Here is a 26,643-nt window from a genome sequence, read left to right on the forward strand (position 1 = left end):
AAGAAGGGCGTCCGCGCGGGATTTTCCCCGTGACAGCGCGCAAAATCACAGGCTTCGGAACAGCTTGGGAACGAATCGGAGACGAATCACAGACCCTCTCGTGTTCACGGAGCGTTCCCTACTAGATCTTGAGGAATCGACGGCGACCGATCGATAGGTTGAATCGTCCACGGAATCGCTGGAGTTGCAGGCGCGAGCCTCGGAGATCCCAGGATTTTCGGGTCAACGAATTCGCGAAATCATGGTTAATCAAAGCTTTCCGAAGGTCGCCGCCCTGTGCCGGAACGGCGCGACGAAAGGCGTGAACCGAGCAAGCACGAATCACGGACGAATCAGACGTCGCAAACGGTTGCCAAACCGTTCACTACAACATCTTGTGGGTCAGCGTCTTGTTAACCAGTTTATTCATGGTTTTGAGAGCTGCCGTTGTCTTCGCGAAATTATCCATCAGCCCCCGGAACAATCCACTTTATCGCTCGTTCTTTCCGTCAGTTCGATTGCGCATATGGGGTCGCGACATGCTTGGAACCATTCTTCTCGTCATTCTGGTCCTTCTTCTCATCGGGTCTGTGCCCAATTGGGGCTATAGCAGGGGATGGGGCTACGGGCCGTCAGGCGGAATCGGGCTTGTTCTCGTCATAGTTCTCATACTCGTCCTGATGGGACGGGTCTGACCACACGGAGAAGGAGCGTAGCGATGAAAAAAGTTATTCTGTCCATGGCCATGATCGGCGCATTGGCGTCCTGCACAGCCACTGAAAGAGGCGCCGGCGTGGGCGCGGCGACAGGCGCCGTCGTCGGCGGCGTCGTGACCGGCGATGTCGGCGGCGCGGCAGTCGGGGCAGTCGTGGGCGGCGCGGCCGGCGCCTTGATCGGTCATGCAAGCCGTGACGGATATTGCGTCTATCGCGATCGCCACGGCCGTCGCTACGAAGCGCGCTGCTGACGGAACGGCGCTGGGCGAACAGGTTCGAAACGGATCACCGACGAAGCGTGCCTGATTCCAGGTTCCCTGAGCGTTCGCCGCAACATCTGGCATTTTTACTGAATATCAACCATGGAGGCCGCCTTTGGGCGGCCTCTCATCGTTTGTGCTCAGACCATGTACTGACCGCCATTGGCCGTGATCGTCGAACCCGTGATGAAGCCGGCGTCGTCGGAGGCGAGGAAAACCACGCAACGGGCAATTTCCTCCGGTTCGCCGAGACGACCGACCGGGATTTGCGGGATGATGCGCTCGTTGAGCACCTTTTCCGGCACGGCGCGCACCATTTCGGTGCCGATATAGCCGGGGCAGATGACGTTCACGGTGATGCCCTTGGCCGCGCCTTCCTGCGCCAGCGCCTTGGTGAAGCCGATATCGCCGGCCTTGGCGGCGGAATAGTTCGCCTGGCCCATCTGGCCCTTCTGTCCGTTGATCGACGAAATGCTGATGATGCGGCCAAAGGAACGGTCGCGCATGCCCGACCATACCGGATGGGTCATGTTGAACAGGCCGGAGAGATTGGTGGAAATGACCGCATTCCACTGGTCCGGCGTCATCTTGTGGAACATTGCATCGCGTGTGATGCCGGCATTGTTCACGAGGATCTCGACGGGTCCCAATTCCGCTTCGACCTGGGCGATGCCTGCCACGCAGGCGTCATAGCTCGACACATCCCATTTGAAGGCGTAAATGCCCGTTTCCGCGGTGAATGTCTTGGCGGCCTCGTCATTGCCGGCGTAATTGGCGGCGACTTTGTAGCCGGCATTCTTCAGCGCCACGGAGATGGCGGCGCCGATTCCGCGCGTTCCGCCGGTAACGAGTGCTACTCTGCTCATGAATTCCCTCCCTGGATGGTTTTCTTGTCGATCCTGTGTGGGGGAGCGGCCGGACAGCCGCTCCCGATGGGGATTACATCGCTTCGACGCACATGGCGATGCCCATGCCGCCGCCGATGCAGAGGGTGGCCAGACCCTTCTTGGCGGAGCGCCGCTTCATTTCGAACAACAGCGTGTTGAGGACGCGCGCGCCGGACGCGCCGATCGGATGGCCGATGGCGATCGCGCCGCCATTGACGTTGACGATCGACGGATCCCAGCCGAGATCCTTGTTCACCGCGCAGGCCTGGGCGGCGAAGGCTTCGTTGGCCTCGACCAGATCGAGGTCGCCGACCGACCAGCCGGCCTTTTCGAGCGCCTTGCGCGATGCCGGGATCGGGCCGGTGCCCATGATCTTGGGATCGACGCCGGCGGTCGCCCAGGAAACGATGCGGGCGAGCGGGGCGATGCCGCGACGGACGGCTTCCTCTTCGCTCATCAGCAGGGCGGCGGCGGCGCCGTCATTGAGGCCGGAGGCGTTGCCGGCGGTCACGGTGCCTTCCTTGTCGAAGGCCGGACGGAGCTTGGCGAGAGCATCGATGGTCGCGCCGGCGCGGATATATTCGTCGGCGTCGACGATCGTGTCGCCCTTGCGGCCCTGGATGATGAAGGGCACGATTTCATCCTTGAAGCGGCCGGCGGCCTGGGCGGCTTCGGCCTTGTTTTGCGAGGCCACCGCGAAGGCGTCCTGCTCGTCGCGCGACAGCTGCCACTGGCGGGCCACGTTTTCGGCGGTGATGCCCATGTGATAGCCGTGAAAGGCGTCGGTCAGGCCGTCCTTGATCATCGTGTCGATCAGCTTGACGTCGCCCATCTTCACGCCGCCGCGCAGATGCTGGCAATGCGGGGCCATGGACATGGATTCCATGCCGCCGGCGACGATGATGGAGGCGTCGCCGGAGGCTATCTGCTGCATGCCGAGGGCGACGGCGCGCAGTCCGGAACCGCAGAGCTGGTTGATGCCGAGGGCAGTGGCCTCGATCGGCACGCCGGCCTTGACCGCGGCCTGGCGGGCCGGGTTCTGGCCCTCGCCGGCCGGAAGGACCTGGCCGAGAATGACTTCATTGACCTCAGACGCTTCGACGCCGGCGCGTTCGAGCACGCCCTTGATGACGGCCACGCCCAGTTCGTGGGCGGGGACATTGGCGAAGCTGCCGTTGAAAGAGCCGACGGCGGTGCGCGCCGCGCTTGCGATGACGATCGAAGGGCTGCTCATGATTGTTTCCTCCTTAATGGGTTATGCTGACACTCGCAAACACGCAGGAGGCTGTCAATGACGCGAAAGACCAATATGCCGCATTGCGGCATGCCACTGCCATTCCCGCCATGGTTGCTCTCCGGGAGCGCGAGCAAACCCGATGTTCTGCGACCGGTGCGCTGCGGCTCCAGCCCACGCCGCAACGCACAAAACCATTGTGCCTCAAGGGCTTTTCAGCATAGACTGTTGAAAAGCGCCTGAGAAATCGAGTGGAGGAGGCGTTTTTGCAAAAGAAAAGACGGTCAGGAGGAACGAATGGCCAAAAATGATGGGCAGATCGTCATCAAGAAATACGCGAACCGGCGTCTCTACAATACCGGCACAAGCACCTATGTGACGCTCGACGATCTGGCGCAGATGGTCAAGAAGGGGGAGGACTTCACCGTCCAGGACGCCAAGAGCGGCGACGACATCACGCATTCGGTCCTGACGCAGATCATCTTCGAACAGGAATCCAAAAACGGCAACACGCTGCTGCCGATCTCCTTCCTGCGCCAGCTCATCTCCTATTACGGCGACCAGATGCAGATGTTCGTGCCGTCCTACCTCGAACAGTCGATGCACGCCTTCAGCAGCCAGCAGAACCAGATCCGCGATCATCTGGCGAAGTCGCTCGGCGACACGCCGCTCGCCAAGAACCTGCAGATTCCGATGCAGCTGATGGAAGAGCAGGTGAAGCGCAACACCGAGATTTTCCGTCAGGCGATGGAAGTGTTCACGCCTTTCGCGCCGCAGACCCAAGCCAAGGCGGAGCCGAAAGGCAAGGCCGACGCCAAGGATATCGAGGATCTGAAGGAGCAGCTGCGCGCTCTTCAGGCGAAGATCGAGAACATGTAATTGCGAGACTGCGGGCGGCGGTTTTTCGCCGCCCGGACAACGGCCGTCAAAGGCCGATCGACACGTCGCGGCCCGCCGAGGTGATCGAGATCGTAAACCCTGCCGCGACGTCGATGAAGCAGATCGCCATCAGCAGGAAGAACACATGCGTGGCCGCCGCCGGCGCCAGCAGGAACTCCACCAGAAACACGATGAAAAGCAGCATGGACAAAAGGTGGTCCATGACGGCCGATCTGCGCCGCGTCGCCTTTATGATCTCGAAGAACAGCACGAACAGCGCCACGAGCAGCAAGAGATCGCCGAGGCTCATGGTCCAGGTCGCGCCGGACATCATGTCGAGGCTGAAGATCGAATTGTCCAAAGCCGCAACGCCGCCGGAGCCCATGGCCCCGAACATCACGAGATTGTAGAGAATGAAAGGAAGGATCATCAGTGGGATGACGGCCATAATGCGCTCCGCTAGTTTGTCGGCGCGACACTAGAGGCTTTCGGCGCGAAACGGAATCGGGGAAACGCGGGCAATCGCCGAATTCGATCTGCGCAAAGCCGCCTTCGACTGCTGCCCGCGGACGAAAAGTCCGCAACAGCAAAGGGCCGGCTTTCGCCGGCCCTTCGAAACTCACGCGCAGGCGCGCCTGAAATCAGGCGTTTTCCTTCGGCGTCAGCACCTGACGACCGCGATACATGCCGGTCTTCAGGTCGATGTGGTGCGGACGGCGAAGCTCGCCCGAGTTCTTGTCTTCCACATAAGTGGACGCCTTCAGGCCGTCTGCAGAACGGCGCATACCGCGGCGGGACGGGCTGGTTTTTCTCTTAGGAACTGCCATTTTCTTAACTCCAATCTCACCCGGACATCGTTTCGTTCAGCCAGGAAGGCCGCGCGCATCAGCGATCTTTTCCGGAAAATTTGGCGGGCTTATACATGCGCCAGGGGGCTTTGACCAGTCCCCCCGGACATTTTTTCTCAACCCTGCCGATTCCTCATCAGGCTTCGTCTTCGGGGACGATCCAGGTTTCGAGCGCAGCTGCGGCTGCCCATTCGCAAAACGCGGGGTGATCGACGACAGCCTGCATATAGGCGCGCGACTGCGGCTTTTCCGTGAGCATATAGGCGTCGAAGCGATTGACGACGGGCGCGTACATCGCATCGACGGCACTGAACTCTCCGAACAGGAAGGGGCCGCCGCTTCTCGCCAGCGCATCCGACCAGATCTTTTCGATGCGGGCGACGTCGGTCAGCACATCTTCGCCGACCGCCATCGCCTTTCGCGGACGGCGCAAGTTCATCGGGCAGGCGTTGCGCAAGGCGCGGAAGCCGGTCGCCATTTCGAGACTATAGGCGCGCGCCAGAGCGCGGTCGCGTATGTCCTGCGGCCAGAGGCGTTTTTCCGGAAAGAGGTCGGCGACGTAATCGATGATCGCCAGCGATTCCCAGAGCCTGAAATCGCCGTCGACGAGGATCGGCACGCGACCGACGTCCGACAACGCCTTGATGGCCGGATTGCCGGCCGGAAAGTCGAAGGGCGCCACTTCGTCTTCGAATTCGACGCCCGCCGCCTTCAGGGCGAGCCAGGGCCTGAGCGACCAGGACGAATAATTCTTGTTGCCGACATAGAGCTTGAGTTGAGCCATGCGATCCTCCAGGGCCGCAAATCTAACCAATCCGTCCCCGTCGAACCAATGAATTCAGAAGCGATCAGTCATAAAGGCATTTGATGTAATCGCCCGAACCCTTGGCGCGGCGCTCGATCAGCGCGGCCAGTCGCTTCATGCCGCGGCCGGGCTTGGAGGCGTTGCGGGTGATGGGATTGGGCAGCGCTACGGCCAGAAGCGCCGCCTGGCGCCGGCTGAGCTTGTCGGCGGATGTCTTGAAATGGTGTTGGGCCGCCGCTTCGACGCCATAGATCCCCGGGCCCCATTCGGCGATGTTGAGATAGATTTCCATCAGTCGACGCTTGGACCAGACAAAGTCCGCGCCGACCGCCAGGGGCAACTCCAGACCTTTGCGAAGGAAGGAGCGCCCATTCCATAAAAACAGGTTCTTGGCGGTCTGCATCGGGATGGTCGAGGCGCCGCGCGTCTGCTTTCCGGCGAGCGCGTCGTCGACCACGCCGTTCATCTGCACCCAGTCCACCCCCGAATGGCTGCAATATTGCCCGTCTTCCGACATCATCACCGATTGGACCAGAACCGGCGCGATCTCCTCGAATTCGACCCAACGACGGTCGTATCCCTGAAAACTCGCGAGATCCCAGAGCATCAGGGTCGAGACCGGGCGCACAAGGTCGATCTTGTAGACGAGGATCAGAAGATAAGGGAGAACCAGCAGGCCCAGAAGCGCAAGGCCGGCTTTCCGAAGATAATCGCGCATCGGTCTTTCGCTTTCGTCGAGACGAGGCGCGGCAGCCGCGGGCGTTTCCTGCCCGGCGTCTACTACCGCATTCGCCTCCGTCATGGCGTCCAAGATCGTCCGGTTCCTTTTTGCCCTTCGCCAAGTCTTCATAAACCGGGCGACGCGGCCTGACCAGACCACCGGCGCCGCTTTGTCGCGCCATCCCCGGCAACTGTGCGGTTGCAAGCCCCGCGCCGGCATGCGAAAGAGCCGACATGCTGGACGAACCCTTCTTGACCACTCTGCAAGATCACGCCCGCAACGTCGAAACGTTGCTGGGGGCGCTTTTGTCGTCGGAGCCGCTCTCCGGCGAAGTCACGCGGCCGGAGCGGCTTTTTTCCGCGATGCGGCATGGCGTGCTGGCCGGCGGCAAACGCATGCGGCCGGCATTGGTGATCGAAAGCGCGCGGCTGTTCGACGGCGATCGCGCCGCGGCCCTGCGTGTGGCGGCGTCGCTCGAATGCGTGCATTGCTATTCGCTGATCCATGACGATCTGCCGGCGATGGACGACGACGATCTCCGCCGCGGCCAGCCCACGGTCCACAAGGCCTTCGACGAGGCTGCAGCGATCCTGGCCGGCGACAGCCTGTTGACCTACGCCTTCGACGTGTTGGCCTCTCCGGACACGACGCTGCCGGCGTCCGTCAAGATCGATCTGGTGTTGAGGCTGGCGCGGGCGGCGGGACCGGGCGGCATGGCCGGCGGCCAGGCGCTGGATCTCGAAGCAGAGAGCAAGACGCTGGCCGAGACCGAGATCCGCCAGTTGCAGGCGATGAAGACCGGCGCGCTGATCCGCTTCGCCTGCGAGGCCGGGCCGACGCTAGCGGGCGCATCGGTCGAGGACATCGAGCGGCTCTCGCATTTCGGCCGCATTATCGGCCTCGCCTTCCAACTCCGCGACGACGTGCTGGATCTCGTGTCCGACAGCGCCACGCTCGGCAAGGCGGCCGGCAAGGACGCGGCGCGCAACAAGGGCACCTTGCCGGCGCTTCACGGCGTCGACTGGACGGAGCGGACGCTGAAAGACCTGATCGAGGAGGCGCATGCGGCGCTTTCGCCCTATGGCGCGCGGGCCGACATGCTGATGCGCCTCGCCACCTATGTCGCCACGCGGGAGAAGTAAGTCATGAGCAAATTCTGGTCGCCTCTCGTCGCCGGCCTCAAGCCCTATGTCGCGGGCGAACAACCGCGCATCGCCAATCTCATCAAGCTCAACACCAATGAGAATCCCTATGGCCCCTCGCCCAAGGCGCTGGCCGCCATCAGGGAGGCCGCCGACGACCGGATGCGGCTGTATCCCGATCCGTCCTCGCTCAGACTACGCCAGGCGATCGCGACGCGGCATGGGGTGGAGGTCGACGAGGTGTTCGTCGGCAATGGATCCGACGAAGTGCTCGCGCATGTGTTCCAGGCGTTGCTCAAGCATGACGCGCCGCTGCTGTTCCCGGATATCAGCTACAGCTTCTATCCGGTCTATGCTGGCCTGTTCGGCATCGAGACGATTCATGTTCCGCTGGACGAAGGCTTCCGGATACGCATCGAAGACTATGACCAACCCTGCGGCGCAATCGTCATTCCCAATCCGAATGCGCCGACGGGCATCGCGCTGTCGCTCGAAGAGATCGAGGCGCTCGCCGGGGCGCATCCCGATCAGCCGGTGGTGATCGACGAGGCCTATGTGGATTTCGGCGCCGACAGCGCCATCGGCCTCACCCGCCGCTATCCCAATCTCCTGGTCGTGCACACTCTCTCGAAATCGCGCTCGCTGGCAGGATTGCGCGTCGGCTTTGCGATCGGCCAGCGTCCGCTGATCGAGGCTCTGGAGCGGGTGAAGGATTCCTTCAATTCCTACCCTATCGACCGGCTCGCGGAAGCGGGCGCCACAGCGGCGATCGAGGACGAGGCCTGGTTCGACGAGACGCGGCGGAAGGTGATGGCGTCGCGGGCCCGGATGACCGACGTGCTCGCCGCACGCGGATTCGAGGTGCTGCCCTCGCTCGCCAATTTCGTCTTCGCCCGCCATCCGGATCACGACGGCGCCGAACTTGCGGCGCGACTGCGCGCAGAGGCGGTGCTGGTGCGTCATTTCGCCAAGCCGCGCATCGGTGACTTCCTGCGCATCAGCATCGGCACGGAGGCCGAATGCGACCGGCTGATCGAGGCTGTCGATAGCGCGCTTTCGAACTGAGCTGCGCGTCCGGCCTTCGTTCAGGGACGGATGACGCAGACGCCGTTCTCCATCGAGCATTCGTTGCCGTCCGGCAGCGCCCCTACATCGATCATCAAAGGCTCGGCGCGAAATCCGATCGTGTCGACATAAGCGATGGAGGAGCCGACCGAGCCCAGGGACCAGGAGCCGACGCCGGGAATGGACACGATGCTGACGTCGCCCGAATAGCGATCGAAGTCCCGCCAATCGCGGCTGTGAAAATCGCGTTTGTGATGATGACGGAGTTCGGATCGATCGCCGGCGAAGCTCGGCAGGGAAACTGCGGCAAAGGCGGCGGCGAGAAAGATTGAACGCAACACGGAAGCAACCCTTTCACAAAGAGGCGCGGAACACGCCGGTTAACGAAAGGTTAACATCGTCCGACCGTCCGAATCAACGCCCGGACGACGGAATCTTCCCTCGCAGAGACAAAGGCTTAATACTAATCCGGCAGTCTCCGGAGCGCGTAAAATGCAATAATCGATTAAATCGGAAATTGGCCTTTGGCAGGGCTTGCGGCGTTGTCATGACGGGACTAAACACGATTTTGACGCATTGCACACAGGCCTATGTGCAACACAAACCCTTGTGCGCCCCGGCTCCGGCGCATTTCGATTGCCCTCCCAGGAGGTTTCCATGGCGAATACGGTGAAAAACCGTCCTCTCTCCCCGCATTTGCAGATCTACAAACCGATTCCGACGATGATGGCGTCGATCTCGCACCGAATCACCGGCATGGCGCTGTTTGTCGGCACCTTGCTCGTGGCATGGTGGCTGATCGCGGCGGCGTCCGGCGAAGACTACTTCCAAATGGTCAACGCGGTCTTCGGTTCGATCATCGGCCAAATCGTGCTGTTCGGTTACACGCTGGCGCTGGTTCATCACCTGCTCGGCGGTCTCAAGCACTTCATGTGGGATCTCGGACATGGTTTCGAGAAGCATTTCTCCACCCGTCTCGCCATCGCACATTTCGTCGCCTCGCCCGTGGTCACGGTCCTGCTTTGGATCGTCGGTTATGCGGTTCGCTGAAAGGAGCTGACATCATGGATATGCGCACCCCGCTCGGCAAGGTCCGCGGCCTCGGCTCCGCCAAGGAAGGCACCGAACATTTCTGGACCCAGCGCCTGACGGCCGTTGCCAATGTGCCGCTGGTTTTGTTCTTCATCGGCTTCGTCATCACGCATTCGACGTCGTCTTATACCGAATTGCGCGCCGCGCTCGGCCATCCCGTCGTTTCGGTGCTGATGGGCCTGTTCATCATTTCCTCGCTTTCCCATATGCGGCTCGGCATGCAGGTGGTCATCGAGGATTACGTGCATGGAGAGGTCGCCAAGCTGGCGCTTCTGATGCTCAACACCTTCTTCACGGTCCTGGTCGGCGGTCTCTGTCTTTTCGCCGTGCTCAAGATCGGATTTGCAGGATAAAAACAATGGCTGCATCTTCCTCTCCCGCACTCGGCGGCAAGGCTTATGAATTCGTCGACCACGCTTATGACGTGGTGGTCGTCGGCGCAGGCGGCGCCGGCCTCCGCGCCACGCTCGGCATGGCCGAACAGGGCTTCAAGACCGCCTGCATCACCAAGGTTTTCCCGACCCGCTCGCATACGGTGGCTGCGCAGGGCGGCATCGCCGCCTCGCTGCAAAACATGACGCCGGACAGCTGGCAGTGGCATCTCTACGACACCGTCAAGGGTTCGGACTGGCTCGGCGACGTCGACGCCATGCAGTATCTCGCCATGGAAGCCCCCAAGGCGGTCTATGAACTCGAACACTATGGCGTGCCCTTCTCGCGCACCGAAGACGGCCGCATCTACCAGCGTCCCTTCGGCGGTCATATGCAGAATTACGGCGAAGGCCCGCCGGTGCAGCGCACCTGCGCCGCAGCCGACCGCACCGGTCACGCCATCCTGCATACGCTCTACGGTCAGTCGCTCAAGCACAACGCCGAATTCTTCGTCGAATATTTTGCGCTCGACCTGATCATGGAAGCCGATGGCCGCTGCACCGGCGTCGTCGCCTGGAACCTAGACGACGGCACGATCCATCGCTTCGCCGCCAAGATGGTGGTGCTGGCGACCGGCGGTTATGGCCGCGCCTATTTCTCCGCCACCTCGGCGCATACCTGCACCGGCGACGGCGGCGGCATGATCGCCCGCGCCGGACTGCCGCTGCAGGACATGGAATTCGTGCAGTTCCATCCGACCGGCATCTACGGCGCCGGCTGCCTGATCACCGAAGGCGCGCGCGGCGAAGGCGGTTATCTCGTCAATTCCGAAGGCGAGCGCTTCATGGAGCGTTATGCGCCCACCGCCAAGGATTTGGCGTCGCGCGACGTCGTCTCGCGCTGCATGACCATGGAAATCCGCGAAGGCCGCGGCGTCGGCAAGGGCAAGGATCACATCTTCCTGCATCTGGATCACCTCGATCCAGCCGTTCTCGGCGAACGCCTGCCGGGCATTTCCGAATCGGCCAAGATCTTCGCCGGCGTCGATGTGACGCGCGAGCCGATCCCGGTGCTGCCGACCGTCCACTACAATATGGGCGGCGTGCCGACCAATTACTGGGGCGAAGTGCTCAATGCCGACAGCGACAATCCCGAGCGCATCGCGCCCGGCCTGATGGCCGTGGGCGAAGCCGGCTGCGCCTCGGTGCATGGCGCCAACCGTCTCGGCTCCAACTCGCTGATCGACCTCGTGGTGTTCGGCCGCGCCGCCGCCATCCGCGCCGGCCAAGTTATTGACCGCGCCTCGCCGATCCCGGCCGTCAACAAGGCCGCCTGCGACAAGATCATGGCTCGCTTCGACAAGACGCGCTATGCGTCCGGCTCGACGCCGACCGCCGTGCTGCGCGAAAAGATGCAGCGCGCCATGCAGGAAGACGCCGCCGTGTTCCGCACCCAGGAATCGCTCGAAAGCGGCTGCCGCCGCATGAGCGAAATCTGGAAGGAACTGCCCGACGTCAAGGTCACCGACCGCTCGCTGATCTGGAATTCGGATCTGGTCGAAACGCTCGAACTCGACAACCTCATGGCCAACGCCATCGTAACAGTCTATGGCGCGGAAGCGCGCAAGGAAAGCCGCGGCGCCCATGCCCGCGAGGATTTTTCCAGCCGCGACGACGTCAACTGGCGCAAGCACACGCTGGCCTGGGTCGGCGAAAGCGGCGACGTCAAGCTCGACTACCGGCCGGTACATACCGACCTGATCGCCGAGGGCATCGATCTCGCCAAGATCGCGCCCAAGGCGCGCGTCTATTAATCCGGGGATGGTGGATCATGGTTGAACTCGCACTGCCCAAGAATTCGCAGATGACGGAAGGCAAGGTCTGGCCGAAGCCGGCTGGGGCCAAGAATGTCCGTGAGTATCGCGTCTATCGCTGGTCGCCCGACGACGGCAAAAATCCGTCGATCGACACCTATTACGTCGATGTCGACGACTGCGGTCCGATGGTGCTCGACGCGCTGCTCTACATCAAGAACAAGATCGACCCGACGCTGACCTTCCGTCGCTCCTGTCGCGAAGGCATTTGCGGCTCCTGCGCGATGAATATCGACGGGACCAACACGCTGGCCTGCACCAAGGGCGTCGACGACATCAACGGCACCGTGAAGATCTATCCTCTGCCGCATATGCCGGTGGTGAAGGATCTGGTGCCTGACCTCAGCAATTTCTACGCCCAGCATCGCTCGATCGAGCCCTGGCTGAAGACGGTGTCGCCGACGCCGGCGAAGGAGTGGAAGCAGAGCCATGACGACCGCCAGAAGCTCGACGGTCTCTATGAATGCATTCTCTGCGCCTGCTGCTCGACCTCCTGTCCGAGCTATTGGTGGAACGGCGACCGCTATCTCGGTCCCGCCGTCCTGCTGCAGGCCTATCGCTGGCTGATCGACTCCAGAGACGAAGCCAAGGGCGAACGCCTCGACGATCTCGAGGATCCTTTCCGGCTCTATCGCTGCCACACGATCATGAACTGCGCCCAGGCCTGCCCGAAGGGGCTGAACCCGGCCAAGGCGATCGCCGAAATCAAGAAGATGATGGTCGAGCGCCGCAGCTGACGGCGCGGCGCGACGCCGGGCGTGAGCCCGGCGTTTTTGCATGCGGGAACGGAACTTCCGGTCTTTTCGGCAGTTTGGCGGCAAAGGCGCGCAAGAAGGGTTAAAATTTTCGCCCGACGACCTTAGCGCTTGATTAACCATGGCGCGCTACGGTAATTCCGCCATATTCACGCATGGTTATACGGGACGGTTACTAGGAGTCTGGGATGCGAATTTCACCCGTCGTCGGCATGATGGTCACCATGGGGCTGCTTGCCGGTTGCGCGAGCGACAGGATGGACGACATCGACACAGGCGTTCGTCCGCAACCTCTCGAGGCTCAGCCGATCGGCCAGGTCCAGTCGGGACAGCTTCCGGACCCTACGACCTCCACCTCGCAATTCCCCGACAAGCCGACCGTCGACCCGGCTCTACAGGGCCAGCAGGTCGCTTCCGCCAATCCTGCCGGGGCCGCCGCGCCCACGACGGCGTTGGACGTCAAGAAGGAATCCATGGTCGGCGGCTGGAAGGTCAATTCCGCCGGCTCCGGCTGCGATATGTTCCTGACGCTGACCAATCTCGGCTCGGGATCGCGCGGCGGCACGCGCGGCTGCGTCGGCCCGCTCGCCGGAATGGGATCCTGGGAAGTGTCAGGCAAGCAGGTCATGCTGCGCGACCGTGCCGGCAACACCATCGCCACGCTCTATAAATCAGCGGAGAACCGCTATGACGGCACGGTCAATGGCGGCCAGCCCGTCAGCCTGAGCCGCTGAGGTCCAGCATTTTATGAAAGCGCCTCCCGACTACTCTGCCAGCGTCGTCGAACGTCTGGAGGCGATGGCGGCTGCGGGCGAAATAACCCGCGACGCCCAACAAATCGCCATCGCCAGGCGCCTGGACGGCATTCTCGAAGCGCTGAAGTCCCAGAAGCCGGCGGCCAAGAGTTCGGCGCTCGGCTGGCTCTTCGCCTCCAGGCGTCGCTCGCAAGAGCCGGTGCGCGGGCTCTATCTCCATGGCAGCGTCGGCCGCGGCAAGACGATGATGATGGACCTGATGTTCGCGCTGGCGCCGGTCGAGCGCAAGCGGCGCGCTCATTTCCACGAATTCATGGCGGATGCGCATGCGCGCATTCACGAGCATCGCCAGAAGCTCAAGCGCGGCGAAACCAAGCAGGCCGATCCCGTGCCGCCCGTCGCCGAATCCATCGCCAAAGAGGCGACGCTGTTCTGCTTCGACGAATTCACCGTCACGGACATCGCCGATGCGATGATTCTGTCGCGGCTGTTCACCGAGCTGTTCGCCCGCGGCTGCGTGCTGGTGGCGACTTCGAATGTCGAGCCCGACAATCTCTACAAGGACGGTTTGAACCGCCAGCTCTTCCTGCCTTTCGTCGATCTTTTGAAGCGCTATGTCGACATCGTCTCGCTCGACACGCCAACGGATTATCGCATGGAGAAGAACAGGAGCATGCCGGTCTGGCTGACGCCGCTCAATGACGAGACCGAGGCGAGGCTCGAATCCGCCTGGCGGTCGATGACCGATGGCGCAAGGAGCCGCTCGGAGGAGATTGAGAGGCCCGGACGGACGATCCCGGTGCCGCACGCCGCTGGCGGCGCGGCTCGCTTCACCTTTGCCGACTTGTGTGAGGCTCCTCTGGGAGCCGCCGATTATCTGGCGATCGTCGAGCGCTACAAGACCGTCTTCATCGAGCGAGTGCCGGTGCTCACCGTCGAAAAACAGAATGAAGCCAAGCGCTTCATCAATCTGGTCGACACGCTTTACGACGGCCATGTGCGCCTGGTCGCTTCAGCTGCGGCCATGCCCGAGGAGCTTCTGCCGGTGCGTCGGGGAACGGTCGGCTTCGAATTCGACCGGACCGTGTCGCGTTTGTTCGAAATGCGCAGCCGAGATTATTTGGACGCTTGCGAATAAATAGAGGAACACTATTTCAACATCGCGACAAACTTTGACGTTTACGTAAGAAAATATAGTTCTAACCGATTGAATTTGCTTACGTCAAAATAATGTGTTGATATTTTAACCTTTTGGGTTTACTCCGATGCGCCATCCAGGGCCCTGATTGCGAAGCGCCCTGCGTCCAACAACCTGAAGGAAAGATTTCCCATGGCGCGTAAGAAAATCGCACTCATCGGTTCTGGCATGATCGGCGGCACGCTGGCGCATCTCGCGGGCATGAAAGAGCTCGGCGACGTCGTGCTGTTCGACATTGCCGACGGCATTCCGCAGGGCAAGGGTCTCGACATCGCCGAGTCCTCGCCGGTGGACGGCTTCGACGCGCATTACTCCGGCGCGAGCGACTATTCCGCCATCGAAGGCGCCGATGTCTGCATCGTCACCGCCGGCGTGCCGCGCAAGCCGGGCATGAGCCGCGACGATCTCCTCGGCATCAACCTCAAGGTCATGGAACAGGTCGGCGCCGGCATCAAGAAATACGCCCCGAACGCCTTCGTGATCTGCATCACCAACCCCCTCGACGCGATGGTCTGGGCGCTGCAGAAGTTCTCCGGCCTGCCGAAGAACATGGTGGTCGGCATGGCCGGCGTGCTCGATAGCGCCCGCTTCCGCTACTTCCTCGCTCAGGAATTCAACGTTTCGGTCGAAGACGTCACCGGCTTCGTGCTCGGCGGCCATGGCGACACGATGGTTCCGCTCGCCCGCTACTCCACCGTCGGCGGCATCCCGCTTCCGGATCTGGTCAGCATGGGCTGGGTCTCCAAGGAGCGCCTCGAAGAAATCATCCAGCGCACCCGTGACGGCGGCGCCGAAATCGTCGGCCTGCTGAAGACCGGCTCGGCCTTCTATGCTCCTGCCGCATCAGCCATCATGATGGCGGAGTCCTTCCTCAAGGACAAGAAGCGCGTACTTCCCTGCGCCGCCTATCTCAACGGCCAGTATGGCGTGAAGGACATGTATGTCGGCGTTCCCACGGTCATCGGCCAGGGCGGCGTCGAACGCATTATCGAGATCGATCTGAACAGCGCCGAAAAGGCCGCCTTCGACAAGTCGGTCGCTTCCGTCGCCGGCCTCTGCGAAGCCTGCGTCAACATCGCGCCGTCGCTGAAGTAATCCGTTACCTGACAGGATTTCCCAATGAACATTCATGAATATCAGGCAAAGGCCCTTCTGAAGGGTTTTGGCGCGCCGGTCGCCCAGGGTGTGGCGATCCATTCGGCCGACGAGGCCGAGGCCGCAGCCAAGCAGCTTCCCGGCCCGCTATATGTCGTCAAGAGCCAGATCCATGCCGGCGGCCGCGGCAAGGGCAAGTTCAAGGAACTCGGCCCCGACGCCAAGGGCGGCGTGCGCCTCGCCAAGTCGATCGAGGAAGCCGTCTCCCACGCCAAGGACATGCTCGGCAACACGCTGGTGACCGCCCAGACGGGCGAGGCCGGCAAGCAGGTCAACCGCCTCTATATCGAGGACGGCGCCGACATCGCCCGCGAACTCTATTGCTCGTTGCTCGTCGACCGTTCGGTCGGCCGCGTGGCCTTCGTCGTCTCCACCGAGGGCGGCATGGACATCGAGGCGGTCGCTCATGACACGCCGGAGAAGATCCACACGATCGCCATCGATCCGGAAACCGGCGTCACCGCCGACGACGTCGCCAAGATCGTTTCCGCGCTCGAACTCGACGGCGCAGCCGCCGAAGACGCCAAGTCGCTGTTCCCGATCCTCTACAAGGCCTTCAACGAGAAGGACATGTCGCTGCTGGAGATCAACCCGCTGATCGTCATGACCGATGGCCATCTGCGCGTGCTCGACGCCAAGGTGTCCTTCGACGGCAATGCGCTGTTTCGCCATGACGACGTCAAGGCGCTGCGCGACGAGACCGAAGAAGACGCCAAGGAAATCGAAGCGTCGAAGTGGGATCTCGCCTACGTCGCCCTCGACGGCAATATCGGCTGCATGGTCAACGGCGCCGGTCTGGCCATGGCGACCATGGACATCATCAAGCTCTACGGCAAGGAGCCGGCGAACTTCTGCGACGTCGGCGGCGGCGCCGGCAAGGAGAAGGTGGCGGCGGCCTTCAAGATCATCACGGCTGACCCGAAGGTCGAGGGCATCCTCGTCAACATCTTCGGCGGCATCATGAAGTGCGACGTCATCGCCGAAGGCGTGGTCGCGGCCGTGCAGGAAGTGGGCCTCAAGGTTCCGCTGGTCGTGCGTCTCGAAGGCACCAATGTCGAGCTTGGCAAGAAGATCCTGAACGAATCGGGCCTGGCGATCACCGCCGCCGACGATCTGGACGACGCCGCCAAGAAGATCGTCGCGGCGATCAACGGCTAATCGGAAGGACCGGAACACCATGTCGATTCTCGTCAACAAGAACACCAAGGTCCTGGTTCAGGGCCTGACCGGCAAGACCGGCTCCTTCCACACCGAGCAAGCGCTTGCTTACTATGGCACGCAAATGGTCGGCGGCATCCACCCGAAGAAGGGGGGCGAAACCTGGACCGGCTCCAAGGGCGAAAGCCTGCCGATCTTCGCCTCCGTCGCCGAAGGCCGCGATAAGACCGGCGCCGACGCGACCGTGATCTATGTTCCGCCGGCGGGCGCGGCCGATGCGATCATCGAAGCGATCGACGCCGAAATCCCGTTCATCACCTGCATCACCGAGGGCATCCCGGTCATGGACATGGTGCGGGTCAAGGCCAAGCTCGACAAGTCCAAGTCGCGCCTGCTCGGCCCCAACTGCCCCGGCATCCTGACGCCGGAAGAATGCAAGATCGGCATCATGCCGGGCTCGATCTTCCGCAAGGGTTCGGTCGGCATCGTGTCGCGCTCGGGAACGCTCACCTATGAAGCGGTGTTCCAGACCTCGAACGAAGGTCTGGGCCAGACCACGGCCGTCGGCATCGGCGGCGATCCGGTCAAGGGCACCGAATTCATCGACGTACTGGAAATGTTCCTGGCCGACGACGCGACCACGTCGATCATCATGATCGGCGAAATCGGCGGCTCCGCCGAAGAAGATGCCGCCCAGTTCCTGATCGACGAGGCCAAGAAGGGCCGCAAGAAGCCGATGGCCGGCTTCATCGCGGGCCGCACGGCGCCCAAGGGCCGCACCATGGGCCATGCCGGCGCCGTGGTGTCCGGCGGCAAGGGCGATGCGGAATCCAAGATCGCCGCCATGGAAGCGGCGGGCATCCGGGTGTCGCCTTCGCCGGCGCGCCTTGGAAAAACCTTGGTCGAAGTGCTCAAGGGCTGATGACAGGAAGGCGGAGGTCATGCCTCCGCCTTTGCAACCGGGCCGGCGATAGAACAGGCCCCGACGACAGATCAGGAGGCGGAGCCCGCTCCGCATTGGAAACATGGCAAGGCAAGAGGCCAATCAGAATTTCCTGGCGACATCCTTCCTGGACGGCGCCAACGCCCACTATATCGAGCAGATCTACGCCCGCTTCCAGGAAAACCCTGATTCGGTGACGCCCGAATGGCAGGAATTCTTCCGCGCGCTTCAGGACAATCCCGGCGATGTTTCCAAGGCCGCCAAGGGCGCGTCCTGGCAGAAGAAGAACTGGCCGCTGGCCGCGAACGGCGAACTCGTCAACGCGCTCGACGGCGACTGGCCGGCAGTCGAAAAGGCCGTCGCCAAGAAGATCGAGGCGAAGGCCGCCTCGACCCCGGGCGCTGCGCCCGTGAACCCGGCGGATATCGAGCGTTCGGCGCGCGATTCGGTTCGCGCCATCATGATGATCCGCGCCTATCGCATGCGCGGCCATCTGCACGCCAAGCTCGACCCGCTCGGCATCGCCGCCCCTGTCGACGACTTCAACGAATTGTCGCCGTCCAATTACGGTTTCGGCCCCGAGGACATGGATCGCAAGATCTTCATCGACAACGTGCTCGGCCTCGAATACGCGACCGTGCGCGAGATGATCGAGATCCTCGAACGCACCTATTGCTCGACGCTCGGCGTCGAATTCATGCATATCTCCGATCCCGAAGCGAAGTCCTGGATCCAGGAGCGCATCGAAGGCCCCGATAAAGGCGTGGATTTCACGCCGGCCGGCAAGAAGGCCATTCTCTCCAAGCTGATCGAGGCCGAGGGCTTCGAGCAGTTCATCGACGTCAAGTACAAGGGCACCAAGCGCTTCGGCCTCGACGGTGGGGAATCGCTGATCCCGGCTCTGGAGCAGATCATCAAGCGCGGCGGCCAGAGCGGCCTCAAGGAAGTCGTGCTCGGCATGGCCCATCGCGGCCGCCTGAACGTGCTGACCAATGTGATGCACAAGCCGCATCGCGCCGTGTTCCACGAATTCAAGGGCGGTTCCTACGCGCCCGACGACGTGGAAGGCTCGGGCGACGTGAAGTACCATCTCGGCGCGTCTTCCGACCGCGAGTTCGACGGCAACAAGGTTCACCTGTCGCTGACCGCCAACCCGTCGCATCTGGAAATCGTGGACCCGGTGGTGATGGGCAAGGCCCGCGCCAAGCAGGACCAGCTGGCCCAGACCTGGGACGGCGACATCATCCCGCTCAAGGAGCGCGCCAAGGTTCTGCCGCTCTTGCTGCATGGCGACGCGGCCTTTGCCGGCCAAGGCGTCATTGCCGAAATTCTCGGCCTGTCCGGCCTGCGCGGCCATCGCGTCGCCGGCACCATGCACTTCATCATCAACAACCAGATCGGTTTCACCACCAATCCGGCTTTCTCGCGGTCTTCGCCCTATCCGTCCGACGTCGCCAAGATGATCGAGGCGCCGATCTTCCACGTCAACGGCGACGATCCCGAAGCCGTGGTCTACGCCGCCAAGGTGGCGACCGAATTCCGGATGAAATTCCACAAGCCCGTCGTCATCGACATGTTCTGCTACCGCCGCTTCGGCCACAACGAAGGCGACGAACCGTCCTTCACCCAGCCGAAGATGTACAAGGTCATCCGCGGCCACAAGACCGTCGTGCAGATCTATGGCGAGCGCCTGGTCGCCGAGGGACTGATAACCCAGGGCGAATTCGAGAAGATGCGGGCCGACTGGCGCGCCCATCTCGAACAGGAATTCGAGGCCGGCCAGGCCTATAAGCCCAACAAGGCCGACTGGCTGGACGGTCTCTGGTCGGGTCTGCGCACGGCCGACAATGCCGATGAACAGCGTCGCGGCAAGACCGCGGTGCCGATGAAGTCGCTCAAGGAAATCGGCAAGAAGCTGTCGACCATTCCGGACGGCTTCAAGGCGCATAAGACGATCCAGCGTTTCATGGAAAACCGCGCCAACATGATCGAGACGGGCGAGGGGATAGATTGGGCGATGGGCGAAGCGCTCGCCTTCGGTTCGCTCTGCCTCGACGGCCATAAGATCCGCCTGTCGGGTCAGGATTGCGAACGCGGAACTTTCTCACAGCGCCATTCGGTGCTCTATGATCAGGAGACGGAAGAGCGCTATATCCCGCTGGCCAATCTTTCTCCCAGCCAGGCGAAGTATGAAGTCATCAATTCCATGCTGTCGGAAGAGGCGGTGCTCGGCTTCGAATACGGCTACTCGCTGGCGCGTCCAGGCGCGTTGACACTCTGGGAAGCCCAGTTCGGCGACTTCGCCAACGGCGCCCAGGTTGTGTTCGACCAGTTCATCTCCTCGGGCGAACGCAAGTGGCTGCGCATGTCCGGTCTCGTCTGCCTTCTGCCGCATGGCTATGAAGGTCAGGGTCCCGAACATTCGTCCGCCCGTCTCGAGCGCTTCCTGCAGCTCTGCGCGGAAGACAATATGCAGGTCGCCAACGTCACGACGCCGGCCAACTATTTCCACATCCTGCGCCGTCAGATGAAGCGCGATTTCCGCAAGCCGCTGATCCTGATGACGCCGAAGTCGCTGCTGCGCCACAAGCGCGCGGTGTCCTCGCTGTCGGAAATGGCCGGCGAGAGCTCCTTCCACCGCCTGCTCTGGGATGACGCCGAGGTCATCAAGGACGGCCCGATCAAGCTGCAGAAGGACGCCAAGATCCGCCGCGTGGTGATGTGCACCGGCAAGGTCTATTTCGATCTTCTGGAAGAGCGCGAAAAGCGCGGCATCGACGACATCTATCTCCTGCGCGTCGAGCAGCTCTATCCGTTCCCGGCCAAGGCGCTGATCAACGAACTTTCGCGCTTCCGTCACGCCGAGATGGTGTGGTGCCAGGAAGAGCCGAAGAACATGGGCGCCTGGGCGTTCATCGACCCCTATCTGGAGTGGGTGCTGGCCCATATCGACGCCAAGTATCAGCGCGTGCGCTATACCGGCCGTCCGGCGGCGGCCTCTCCGGCGACGGGCCTGATGTCCAAGCATCTTGCCCAGCTCGCCGCCTTCCTCGAAGACGCGCTCGGAAGCTGATTTTCAGCTTCCGGCCCCGCCCAACACGACATTTGATCCACGACGATCACACAAACGGAAAAACGACATGGCCACCGAAATCCGCGTCCCGACTCTCGGCGAATCCGTCAGCGAAGCCACGATTGGAACCTGGTTCAAGAAGGTGGGCGACGCCGTCGCCGCCGACGAGATCCTCTGTGAGCTCGAAACCGACAAGGTGACGGTCGAAGTGCCGGCTCCGGCTGCGGGCGTGCTCGCTGAAATCACCGCCCAGGCGGGCGACACCGTGGCTCCAGGCGGCCTGCTCGGCCAGATCTCCGAAGGCGCCGGCGCTACCGCGCCTGCGGCCGCTCCGGCTCCCGCGGCGGTCCCGGCCGCCGCCGCTCCTGCCCCGGCTGCTGCGCCTGCCGCTCCCGCCTCCAGCATGCCGCCGGCTCCCGCCGCCGCCAAGCTGATGGCCGACAACAATGTCGCCGCCGGCTCCGTCGATGGCTCCGGCAAGCGCGGCCAGGTGCTCAAGGAAGACGTGCTCGCAGCCATCGCCAAGCCCGCTGCCGCAGCCCCGGCCGCAGTTCCCGCCGCCGCCCGCGCGCCGTCCTCCGCCCAGGATCAGGTCCGCGAAGAGCGCGTCAAGATGACCCGCCTGCGCCAGACCATCGCCAAGCGCCTCAAGGACGCCCAGAACACCGCCGCCATGCTGACCACCTATAACGAGGTGGACATGACCGCGGTCATGAGCCTGCGCAACAAGTACAAGGACATCTTCGAGAAGAAGCATGGCGTGAAGCTCGGCTTCATGGGCTTCTTCACCAAGGCCGTGACGCATGCGCTCAAGGAAATCCCGGCCGTCAACGCCGAGATCGACGGCACGGATATCATCTACAAGAACTACTGCCATATCGGCGTCGCCGTCGGCACCGACAAGGGCCTCGTCGTTCCGATCGTCCGCGACGCCGACCAGATGTCGATCGCCGAAATCGAGAAGGATATCGGTCGTCTCGGCAAGGCGGCCCGCGATGGCCAGCTGTCGATGGCCGACATGCAGGGCGGCACCTTCACCATCTCGAACGGCGGCGTCTACGGTTCGCTGATGTCCTCGCCGATCCTGAACGCGCCGCAGTCCGGCATTCTTGGCATGCACAAGATCCAGGAGCGTCCGGTGGCGATCGGCGGCCAGGTCGTCATCCGCCCGATGATGTATCTCGCGCTGTCCTACGACCACCGCATCGTCGACGGCAAGGAAGCTGTCACCTTCCTGGTGCGCGTCAAGGAAAGCCTGGAAGATCCGGAACGTCTGGTTCTCGATCTCTAATCTGATCTGATCCTGCCGGGCGCGTTCATTCCGCGCCCGGCCGCTTTCCGGAGACGGCCCACATGGAAAACCTGATCTTCCTCACTTTCCCGGGGCTCGTTGGGCTCAGCGTCGTGCTGCTGGTCCTCCATATCATGCTGCAGGGAAACCTCGCCACGCGCGAACTCGGCTCGCAATGGAATGCCGGCCCGCGCGACGACGACAAGAAGCCGCAGGGAAAGTTGGCGGGAAGGGCCGAACGCGCCCTGCGAAATTTCCAGGAAACCTATCCGGCCTTCATCGGTCTTGCGCTGGCGCTCGCCATCGCCGAGCCGCATTCTCGGCTTGGGCAAGTCGGAGCCGTCATCTGGTTTGTCGGTCGTCTCGCCTATATCCCTCTCTACCTCTTCGGCGTATCCTATATCCGCTCGTTCGCCTGGCTCGTCGCTATGGCCGGGCTCGGCTGCATGGCCGCCGCACTGCTGTTCTGACCGGAGACGCCTGACGATGTCGCACTATCTTCTCGAACTCCTGTCGCTGATGGCGATCTTCTCCTTCGCCATCGTCTCGCCGGGCGCGGATCTTGCGATGGTGATTCGTCAGTCGGTCACACATGGCCGACGCGCGGCGATCGTCACCAGCATCGGCATCGGCGTGTCGCTGATGTTTCACGTGACCTACACGATCCTCGGCCTGGGGCTGGTGATCTCCCAGTCGATCTTGCTGTTCAACATCATCAAATGGTGCGGCGTCGCCTATCTCGTCTATATCGGCATTCAATCGCTGCGCGCCGGCGCGAGCGAGATCGGCCCGGGTCGGGAACCTGGCGGAGCGGAAACGCGCGGACAATCCGCCGTCAAGGCGTTCGGACTCGGCTTCATGGCCAATGCGCTCAACCCGAAGCCGGTGTTCTTCTTCCTGTCGGTGTTCTCCGCCGTCGTCCATCACGACACGCCGTCCTTCGTGAAGTTCGGCTATGGTCTGGTCATGGCCTCCTGCCTGATCGCCTGGTTCGTCGGCGTGTCCTATTTCATGACCACGCCCGCCATGCGCGCCGCCTTCGGCCGGATGAGCAAATGGATCAACCGCGCAAGCGGCGTCGTTTTCATCGGCTTTGGCCTGAAGCTCGCGACCGAAAAGGCGGGATGAGATGCGACGGGCCTTCGCCGCATTCACTCTCCTGCTCTCGGCCGGCCCGACGCTCGCGTCGCCGAGCGCCTGCACGCAGGAGCGCGCTGTCTATGCCGATGCGGACAAGCTCTTCGAACTGCGCTTCCTGCCGGTCGACAGCCAGTCGGCCTCGGCCACGCATCGTTTCGAAATCGTCAGGCCCGGCAAGCGCCCCACGCTCGACGGCTATGTGATGTCGACCGAGCCCGTGGCGCGGTCCAGCGGCATGGTGTTCAACCAATGCCCCGAAGGCGACGTGACCGGCGAGGACCTCGCCAAATGCACCGTCTGGGAAGGCGTCATCTATGGCGAAGCGGCGGGACGGTTGAACCTCCTGCCGCAACAGGGCCAGCGCGCCGCGCCTGAAATTCTGCTGTCCGGCTTCGGACCGGCCCTCGTCCAGTCCTCCGCCTGGGACAATGACAAGGACCGGATCGCGCCTTGGGACGTGTTCACGCTGAAGGGATGCGGCGCATGACGGAAAAACCCGTTCTTCTCGTCACCGGCGGCAGTCGCGGCATCGGCGCCGCCATCTGCCGCAAGGCCGCAGCGCAGGGCTGGGCGGTGATGATCAATTACGCCAGCAATGAGAAGGCGGCGCGCGCGCTCGCCGACGACATCGAAGGGCAGGGCGGCGAGGCGCGGATCGTCCAGGGCGACACCTCGACGGAAGAGGGCATCTCCGCCATCTTCACGGCCGTGGATCGTGACTTCGGTCGCCTGGACGGGCTGGTCAACAATGCCGGCGTCGTCGACATGCCGGAGAAAGTGGTCGATTACAGCCGCGCCCGGCTCGACCGGATGTTCGCGATCAATGTCATCGGCAAGATCCGCTGCGCCAGCGAGGCGGTCAAGCGGATGTCGACGGCCCATGGCGGCCGGGGCGGCGCCATCGTCAACATCTCCTCCATGGCCGCCATCATCGGCAGCGCCGGCCAATATGTCGATTACGCCGCTTCCAAGGCCGCCATCGACACGTTCACCCTCGGCCTTGCCCGTGAAGTCGCGACCGAGGGCGTCCGCGTCAACGCCATCCGGCCCGGCGTCATCGACACCGATATCCATGCCTCCGGCGGGTTGCCCGATCGCGCCCAGCAGATGGCCTCCGTCATTCCCATGCAGCGCGCCGGCACCGCCGATGAAGTGGCTGACGCCGCGCTCTATCTCCTGTCCGAACAGGCGTCCTATGTCACGGGCGCCATGCTGAATGTCAGCGGCGGCCGCTGACCGCCCCATAGAAGGAAAAGACCATGTCCTATGATGTCATCGTGATCGGCACCGGCCCCGGCGGCTATGTCTGCGCGGTCAAGGCCGCTCAGCTCGGCCTGAAGACGGCCGTCATCGAAAAGCGCGCCACCTATGGCGGCACCTGCCTCAATATCGGCTGCATCCCCTCCAAGGCGCTGCTGCACGCCTCCGAACAGTTCGCCCATGTCTCGCACGGCATGGACAGCCTCGGCATCGAAATCGCCGGCGCCTCGCTCAACCTGCCGAAGATGATGGGTCACAAGGACGGCGTGGTGAAGGCCAATGTCGACGGCGTCGCCTACCTGTTCAAGAAGAACAAGGTCGACGCCTTCCAGGGAACCGGCAAGATCGCCGGCCCCGGCAAAGTCTCGGTCACCAATGACGCCGGCGAGACCCAGGTTCTGGAAACCAAGAACATCGTCATCGCTACGGGGTCCGATGTCGCGGGCATCCCGGGCGTCGCCGTCGAGATCGATGAAAAGGTCATCGTCTCCTCCACCGGCGCGATCGCGCTCGACAAGGTTCCGGAACGACTGGTCGTCGTCGGCGGCGGCGTGATCGGCCTCGAGCTCGGCTCGGTCTGGGGCCGCCTCGGCGCCAAGGTCACCGTGGTCGAATATCTCGACACGATCCTCGGCGGCATGGATGGCGAAGTCTCCAAGCAGTTCCAGCGCATTCTCGCCAAGCAGGGCTTCGATTTCAAACTCGGCGCCAAGGTCACCGGCGTCACCCGCACCGAGACCGGCGCCCAGGTGACCTTCTCCCCGGTCAAGGGCGGCGACGCGGAAACAGTCGACGCCGATGTCGTGCTGATCGCCACCGGCCGCAAGCCCTATACGGCAGGCCTCGGCCTGGAAGAGGCAGGCGTTGCGCTCGACAATCGCGGCCGCATCGAGATCGACGGCCATTACCGCACCAATGTCGCCGGCATCTACGCCATCGGCGACGTGGTCAAGGGCCCGATGCTCGCCCATAAGGCCGAGGACGAGGGCGTGGCGCTCGCCGAAATTCTTGCCGGCCAGCATGGTCATGTGAATTACGACGTCATTCCGGGCGTCGTCTACACCCAGCCTGAAGTCGCCTCCGTCGGCAAGACCGAGGAAGAACTGAAGGCCCTGGGCGTGGCCTACAAGGTCGGCAAGTTCCCCTTCACCGCCAACGGTCGCGCCCGCGCCATGGAAGTGACGGAAGGCTTCGTGAAGTTCCTGGCGGACGCCACGACGGATCGGGTGCTTGGCTGCCACATCATCGGCTTCGGCGCGGGCGAAATGATCCATGAAGCGGCGCTGCTGATGGAGTTCGGCGGATCCTCGGAAGATCTCGGTCGCACCTGCCACGCCCATCCGACCATGTCGGAAGCGGTCAAGGAAGCCGCGCTCGCGACCTTCTTCAAGCCGATCCACATGTGAGCCGAGCCGGAATGTAAAGTTCCGTAAACGATGCGATTGCGCCTTGCGAAAGCGGGCGCAATCTGCGTTTCTAGGGCTGAAACACCCATTATCACCTTGATAAAAGGCAAGAAAATGAAGCCCTTGAGCTATAGCGTCCCCCAGCGCATCCTCCACTGGCTGACTGTGGTGCTGATCTTCTTCAACCTGCTTCTGCCGGGTCAGATCGAACGCGTCGCCGACCTGCTCGGCGGCGGCAAGGCGCCGACCGCAGAGGAGTGGACCTCCGCCAATCTCCATATCTACAGCGGCTTTGCGATTCTCGCTCTTACCCTGCTCCGGCTGATCCTACGATTTGTTCAGGGCGCGCCGGACGCGCCGGCGGAAGAGCCGATGTTGTTTCAGAGGATCGCCAAAGTCGCGCATGCGTTTCTTTACGCGCTGCTGATCGCCATGCCGCTGGCCGGAATCGCCAAATTCTACGGCCATGTCGGCATTGCCGGTTTCATCCATGGCGGTCCGATGAAGCTCGCATTGTGGGTTCTCGTCATCGGCCATATCGGCGCGGTGTTCGTGCATAAATTCTACTGGAAGACCAATCTTCTCGACCGTATGACCAAGGGCGTGAAGGCCTGAACAGGCTCGCCCGCCGCGTTT

At 62.7% G+C, this 26,643-nt stretch carries 29 protein-coding genes; 22 read left to right on the top strand and 7 right to left on the bottom strand.

Annotated features, from left to right (window positions below; genetic code table 11):
- Positions 1–518 precede the first annotated feature (518 nt).
- Positions 519–674, top strand: coding sequence for a DUF3309 family protein (locus tag OCK01_RS17005; RefSeq protein ID WP_182827969.1), 156 nt, complete (start codon positions 519–521; stop codon positions 672–674).
- Between the two features lie 23 nt (positions 675–697).
- Positions 698–946, top strand: coding sequence for a glycine zipper domain-containing protein (locus OCK01_RS17010; protein ID WP_263824962.1), 249 nt, complete (start codon positions 698–700; stop codon positions 944–946).
- A gap of 149 nt (positions 947–1,095) precedes the next feature.
- Here OCK01_RS17010 and OCK01_RS17015 read toward each other — a convergent pair whose 3' ends face one another.
- Positions 1,096–1,821, bottom strand: coding sequence for a beta-ketoacyl-ACP reductase (locus OCK01_RS17015; protein WP_263824963.1), 726 nt, complete (start codon positions 1,819–1,821; stop codon positions 1,096–1,098).
- 73 nt (positions 1,822–1,894) lie between these two features.
- Positions 1,895–3,076: an acetyl-CoA C-acetyltransferase gene (locus OCK01_RS17020; RefSeq protein ID WP_263824964.1), complete on the bottom strand. Its 1,182-nt coding sequence runs from the start codon at positions 3,074–3,076 to the stop codon at positions 1,895–1,897.
- A gap of 297 nt (positions 3,077–3,373) precedes the next feature.
- On the opposite strand from OCK01_RS17020, the gene phaR reads away from it, so the two are divergent.
- Positions 3,374–3,955 carry a polyhydroxyalkanoate synthesis repressor PhaR gene (phaR, locus tag OCK01_RS17025; RefSeq protein ID WP_182827972.1) on the top strand — a complete coding sequence of 194 codons (582 nt, stop codon included), beginning with the start codon at positions 3,374–3,376 and terminating at the stop codon, positions 3,953–3,955.
- Positions 3,956–4,001: 46 nt separating this feature from the next.
- On the opposite strand, the gene OCK01_RS17030 is transcribed toward phaR, so the two are convergent.
- The 4 genes from OCK01_RS17030 to mtgA form a co-directional block, all read right to left on the bottom strand.
- On the bottom strand, positions 4,002–4,406 hold the full coding sequence (locus tag OCK01_RS17030) for a hypothetical protein (RefSeq protein WP_182829364.1): 405 nt from the start codon (positions 4,404–4,406) through the stop codon (positions 4,002–4,004).
- 190 nt (positions 4,407–4,596) lie between these two features.
- Positions 4,597–4,782: a 50S ribosomal protein L32 gene (rpmF, locus tag OCK01_RS17035; protein WP_137157063.1), complete on the bottom strand. Its 186-nt coding sequence runs from the start codon at positions 4,780–4,782 to the stop codon at positions 4,597–4,599.
- Between the two features lie 157 nt (positions 4,783–4,939).
- The gene (locus tag OCK01_RS17040; protein ID WP_263824965.1) at positions 4,940–5,587 is read right to left on the bottom strand and encodes a glutathione S-transferase family protein; all 648 of its coding nucleotides are present in this window, start codon (positions 5,585–5,587) and stop codon (positions 4,940–4,942) included.
- 64 nt (positions 5,588–5,651) lie between these two features.
- Positions 5,652–6,326 carry a monofunctional biosynthetic peptidoglycan transglycosylase gene (gene mtgA, locus OCK01_RS17045; RefSeq protein WP_246697596.1) on the bottom strand — a complete coding sequence of 225 codons (675 nt, stop codon included), beginning with the start codon at positions 6,324–6,326 and terminating at the stop codon, positions 5,652–5,654.
- 236 nt (positions 6,327–6,562) lie between these two features.
- Between mtgA and OCK01_RS17050 the strand changes: the two genes are divergently transcribed.
- Both OCK01_RS17050 and hisC read left to right on the top strand, forming a co-directional pair.
- A complete protein-coding gene (locus tag OCK01_RS17050) occupies positions 6,563–7,471 on the top strand; it encodes a polyprenyl synthetase family protein (RefSeq protein WP_263824966.1) in 909 nt (302 codons plus the stop codon).
- A 3-nt stretch (positions 7,472–7,474) separates the two neighbouring features.
- Positions 7,475–8,536, top strand: coding sequence for a histidinol-phosphate transaminase (gene hisC, locus OCK01_RS17055; RefSeq protein WP_263824967.1), 1,062 nt, complete (start codon positions 7,475–7,477; stop codon positions 8,534–8,536).
- Positions 8,537–8,556: 20 nt separating this feature from the next.
- Here the strand turns inward: hisC and OCK01_RS17060 are convergent, their stop codons facing one another.
- The gene (locus OCK01_RS17060; RefSeq protein ID WP_263824968.1) at positions 8,557–8,877 is read right to left on the bottom strand and encodes a hypothetical protein; all 321 of its coding nucleotides are present in this window, start codon (positions 8,875–8,877) and stop codon (positions 8,557–8,559) included.
- A gap of 316 nt (positions 8,878–9,193) precedes the next feature.
- On the opposite strand from OCK01_RS17060, the gene sdhC reads away from it, so the two are divergent.
- The 17 genes from sdhC (at position 9,194) to OCK01_RS17145 (ending at position 26,622) form a co-directional block, all read left to right on the top strand.
- A complete protein-coding gene (gene sdhC, locus OCK01_RS17065; RefSeq protein ID WP_263824969.1) occupies positions 9,194–9,586 on the top strand; it encodes a succinate dehydrogenase, cytochrome b556 subunit in 393 nt (130 codons plus the stop codon).
- Between the two features lie 14 nt (positions 9,587–9,600).
- Positions 9,601–9,981, top strand: coding sequence for a succinate dehydrogenase, hydrophobic membrane anchor protein (gene sdhD / locus OCK01_RS17070; protein ID WP_263824970.1), 381 nt, complete (start codon positions 9,601–9,603; stop codon positions 9,979–9,981).
- Positions 9,982–9,986: 5 nt separating this feature from the next.
- Positions 9,987–11,813, top strand: a complete 1,827-nt coding sequence (gene sdhA, locus OCK01_RS17075) for a succinate dehydrogenase flavoprotein subunit (RefSeq protein ID WP_263824971.1) — start codon at positions 9,987–9,989, stop codon at positions 11,811–11,813.
- Positions 11,814–11,830: 17 nt separating this feature from the next.
- The gene (locus OCK01_RS17080) at positions 11,831–12,610 is read left to right on the top strand and encodes a succinate dehydrogenase iron-sulfur subunit (protein ID WP_182827978.1); all 780 of its coding nucleotides are present in this window, start codon (positions 11,831–11,833) and stop codon (positions 12,608–12,610) included.
- 206 nt (positions 12,611–12,816) lie between these two features.
- Complete coding sequence (locus OCK01_RS17085) at positions 12,817–13,362, top strand: protease inhibitor Inh/omp19 family protein (RefSeq protein WP_412179025.1); 546 nt, start codon at positions 12,817–12,819, stop codon at positions 13,360–13,362.
- A 13-nt stretch (positions 13,363–13,375) separates the two neighbouring features.
- Positions 13,376–14,521, top strand: coding sequence for a cell division protein ZapE (zapE, locus tag OCK01_RS17090; RefSeq protein WP_263824972.1), 1,146 nt, complete (start codon positions 13,376–13,378; stop codon positions 14,519–14,521).
- 192 nt (positions 14,522–14,713) lie between these two features.
- Positions 14,714–15,676: a malate dehydrogenase gene (gene mdh, locus OCK01_RS17095; protein ID WP_263824973.1), complete on the top strand. Its 963-nt coding sequence runs from the start codon at positions 14,714–14,716 to the stop codon at positions 15,674–15,676.
- A 24-nt stretch (positions 15,677–15,700) separates the two neighbouring features.
- Positions 15,701–16,894, top strand: a complete 1,194-nt coding sequence (gene sucC, locus OCK01_RS17100) for an ADP-forming succinate--CoA ligase subunit beta (protein ID WP_263824974.1) — start codon at positions 15,701–15,703, stop codon at positions 16,892–16,894.
- 19 nt (positions 16,895–16,913) lie between these two features.
- On the top strand, positions 16,914–17,816 hold the full coding sequence (gene sucD / locus OCK01_RS17105) for a succinate--CoA ligase subunit alpha (RefSeq protein ID WP_263824975.1): 903 nt from the start codon (positions 16,914–16,916) through the stop codon (positions 17,814–17,816).
- Positions 17,817–17,919: 103 nt separating this feature from the next.
- Positions 17,920–20,910: a 2-oxoglutarate dehydrogenase E1 component gene (locus tag OCK01_RS17110; protein WP_263824976.1), complete on the top strand. Its 2,991-nt coding sequence runs from the start codon at positions 17,920–17,922 to the stop codon at positions 20,908–20,910.
- A gap of 67 nt (positions 20,911–20,977) precedes the next feature.
- Positions 20,978–22,201 (top strand): 2-oxoglutarate dehydrogenase complex dihydrolipoyllysine-residue succinyltransferase, encoded by a 1,224-nt coding sequence (gene odhB, locus OCK01_RS17115; RefSeq protein WP_263824977.1) that lies wholly within the window; start codon positions 20,978–20,980, stop codon positions 22,199–22,201.
- A gap of 62 nt (positions 22,202–22,263) precedes the next feature.
- Positions 22,264–22,671, top strand: a complete 408-nt coding sequence (locus OCK01_RS17120) for an MAPEG family protein (protein WP_263824978.1) — start codon at positions 22,264–22,266, stop codon at positions 22,669–22,671.
- Positions 22,672–22,687: 16 nt separating this feature from the next.
- A complete protein-coding gene (locus OCK01_RS17125; protein ID WP_263824979.1) occupies positions 22,688–23,329 on the top strand; it encodes a LysE family transporter in 642 nt (213 codons plus the stop codon).
- A 1-nt stretch (position 23,330) separates the two neighbouring features.
- The gene (locus OCK01_RS17130) at positions 23,331–23,828 is read left to right on the top strand and encodes a hypothetical protein (protein ID WP_263824980.1); all 498 of its coding nucleotides are present in this window, start codon (positions 23,331–23,333) and stop codon (positions 23,826–23,828) included.
- Positions 23,825–24,577 (top strand): SDR family oxidoreductase, encoded by a 753-nt coding sequence (locus OCK01_RS17135; protein WP_263824981.1) that lies wholly within the window; start codon positions 23,825–23,827, stop codon positions 24,575–24,577. Before OCK01_RS17130 ends, OCK01_RS17135 begins: the two co-directional genes overlap by 4 nt.
- A 23-nt stretch (positions 24,578–24,600) precedes the next feature.
- A complete protein-coding gene (lpdA, locus tag OCK01_RS17140; RefSeq protein WP_263824982.1) occupies positions 24,601–26,007 on the top strand; it encodes a dihydrolipoyl dehydrogenase in 1,407 nt (468 codons plus the stop codon).
- 123 nt (positions 26,008–26,130) lie between these two features.
- Complete coding sequence (locus tag OCK01_RS17145; protein WP_263824983.1) at positions 26,131–26,622, top strand: cytochrome b; 492 nt, start codon at positions 26,131–26,133, stop codon at positions 26,620–26,622.
- The last annotated feature ends 21 nt before the right edge of the window (positions 26,623–26,643 follow it).

Origin of the sequence: Rhizobium sp. TRM95796, assembly GCF_025779995.1 — a bacterium.
GTDB lineage: Bacteria > Pseudomonadota > Alphaproteobacteria > Rhizobiales > Rhizobiaceae > Rhizobium_E.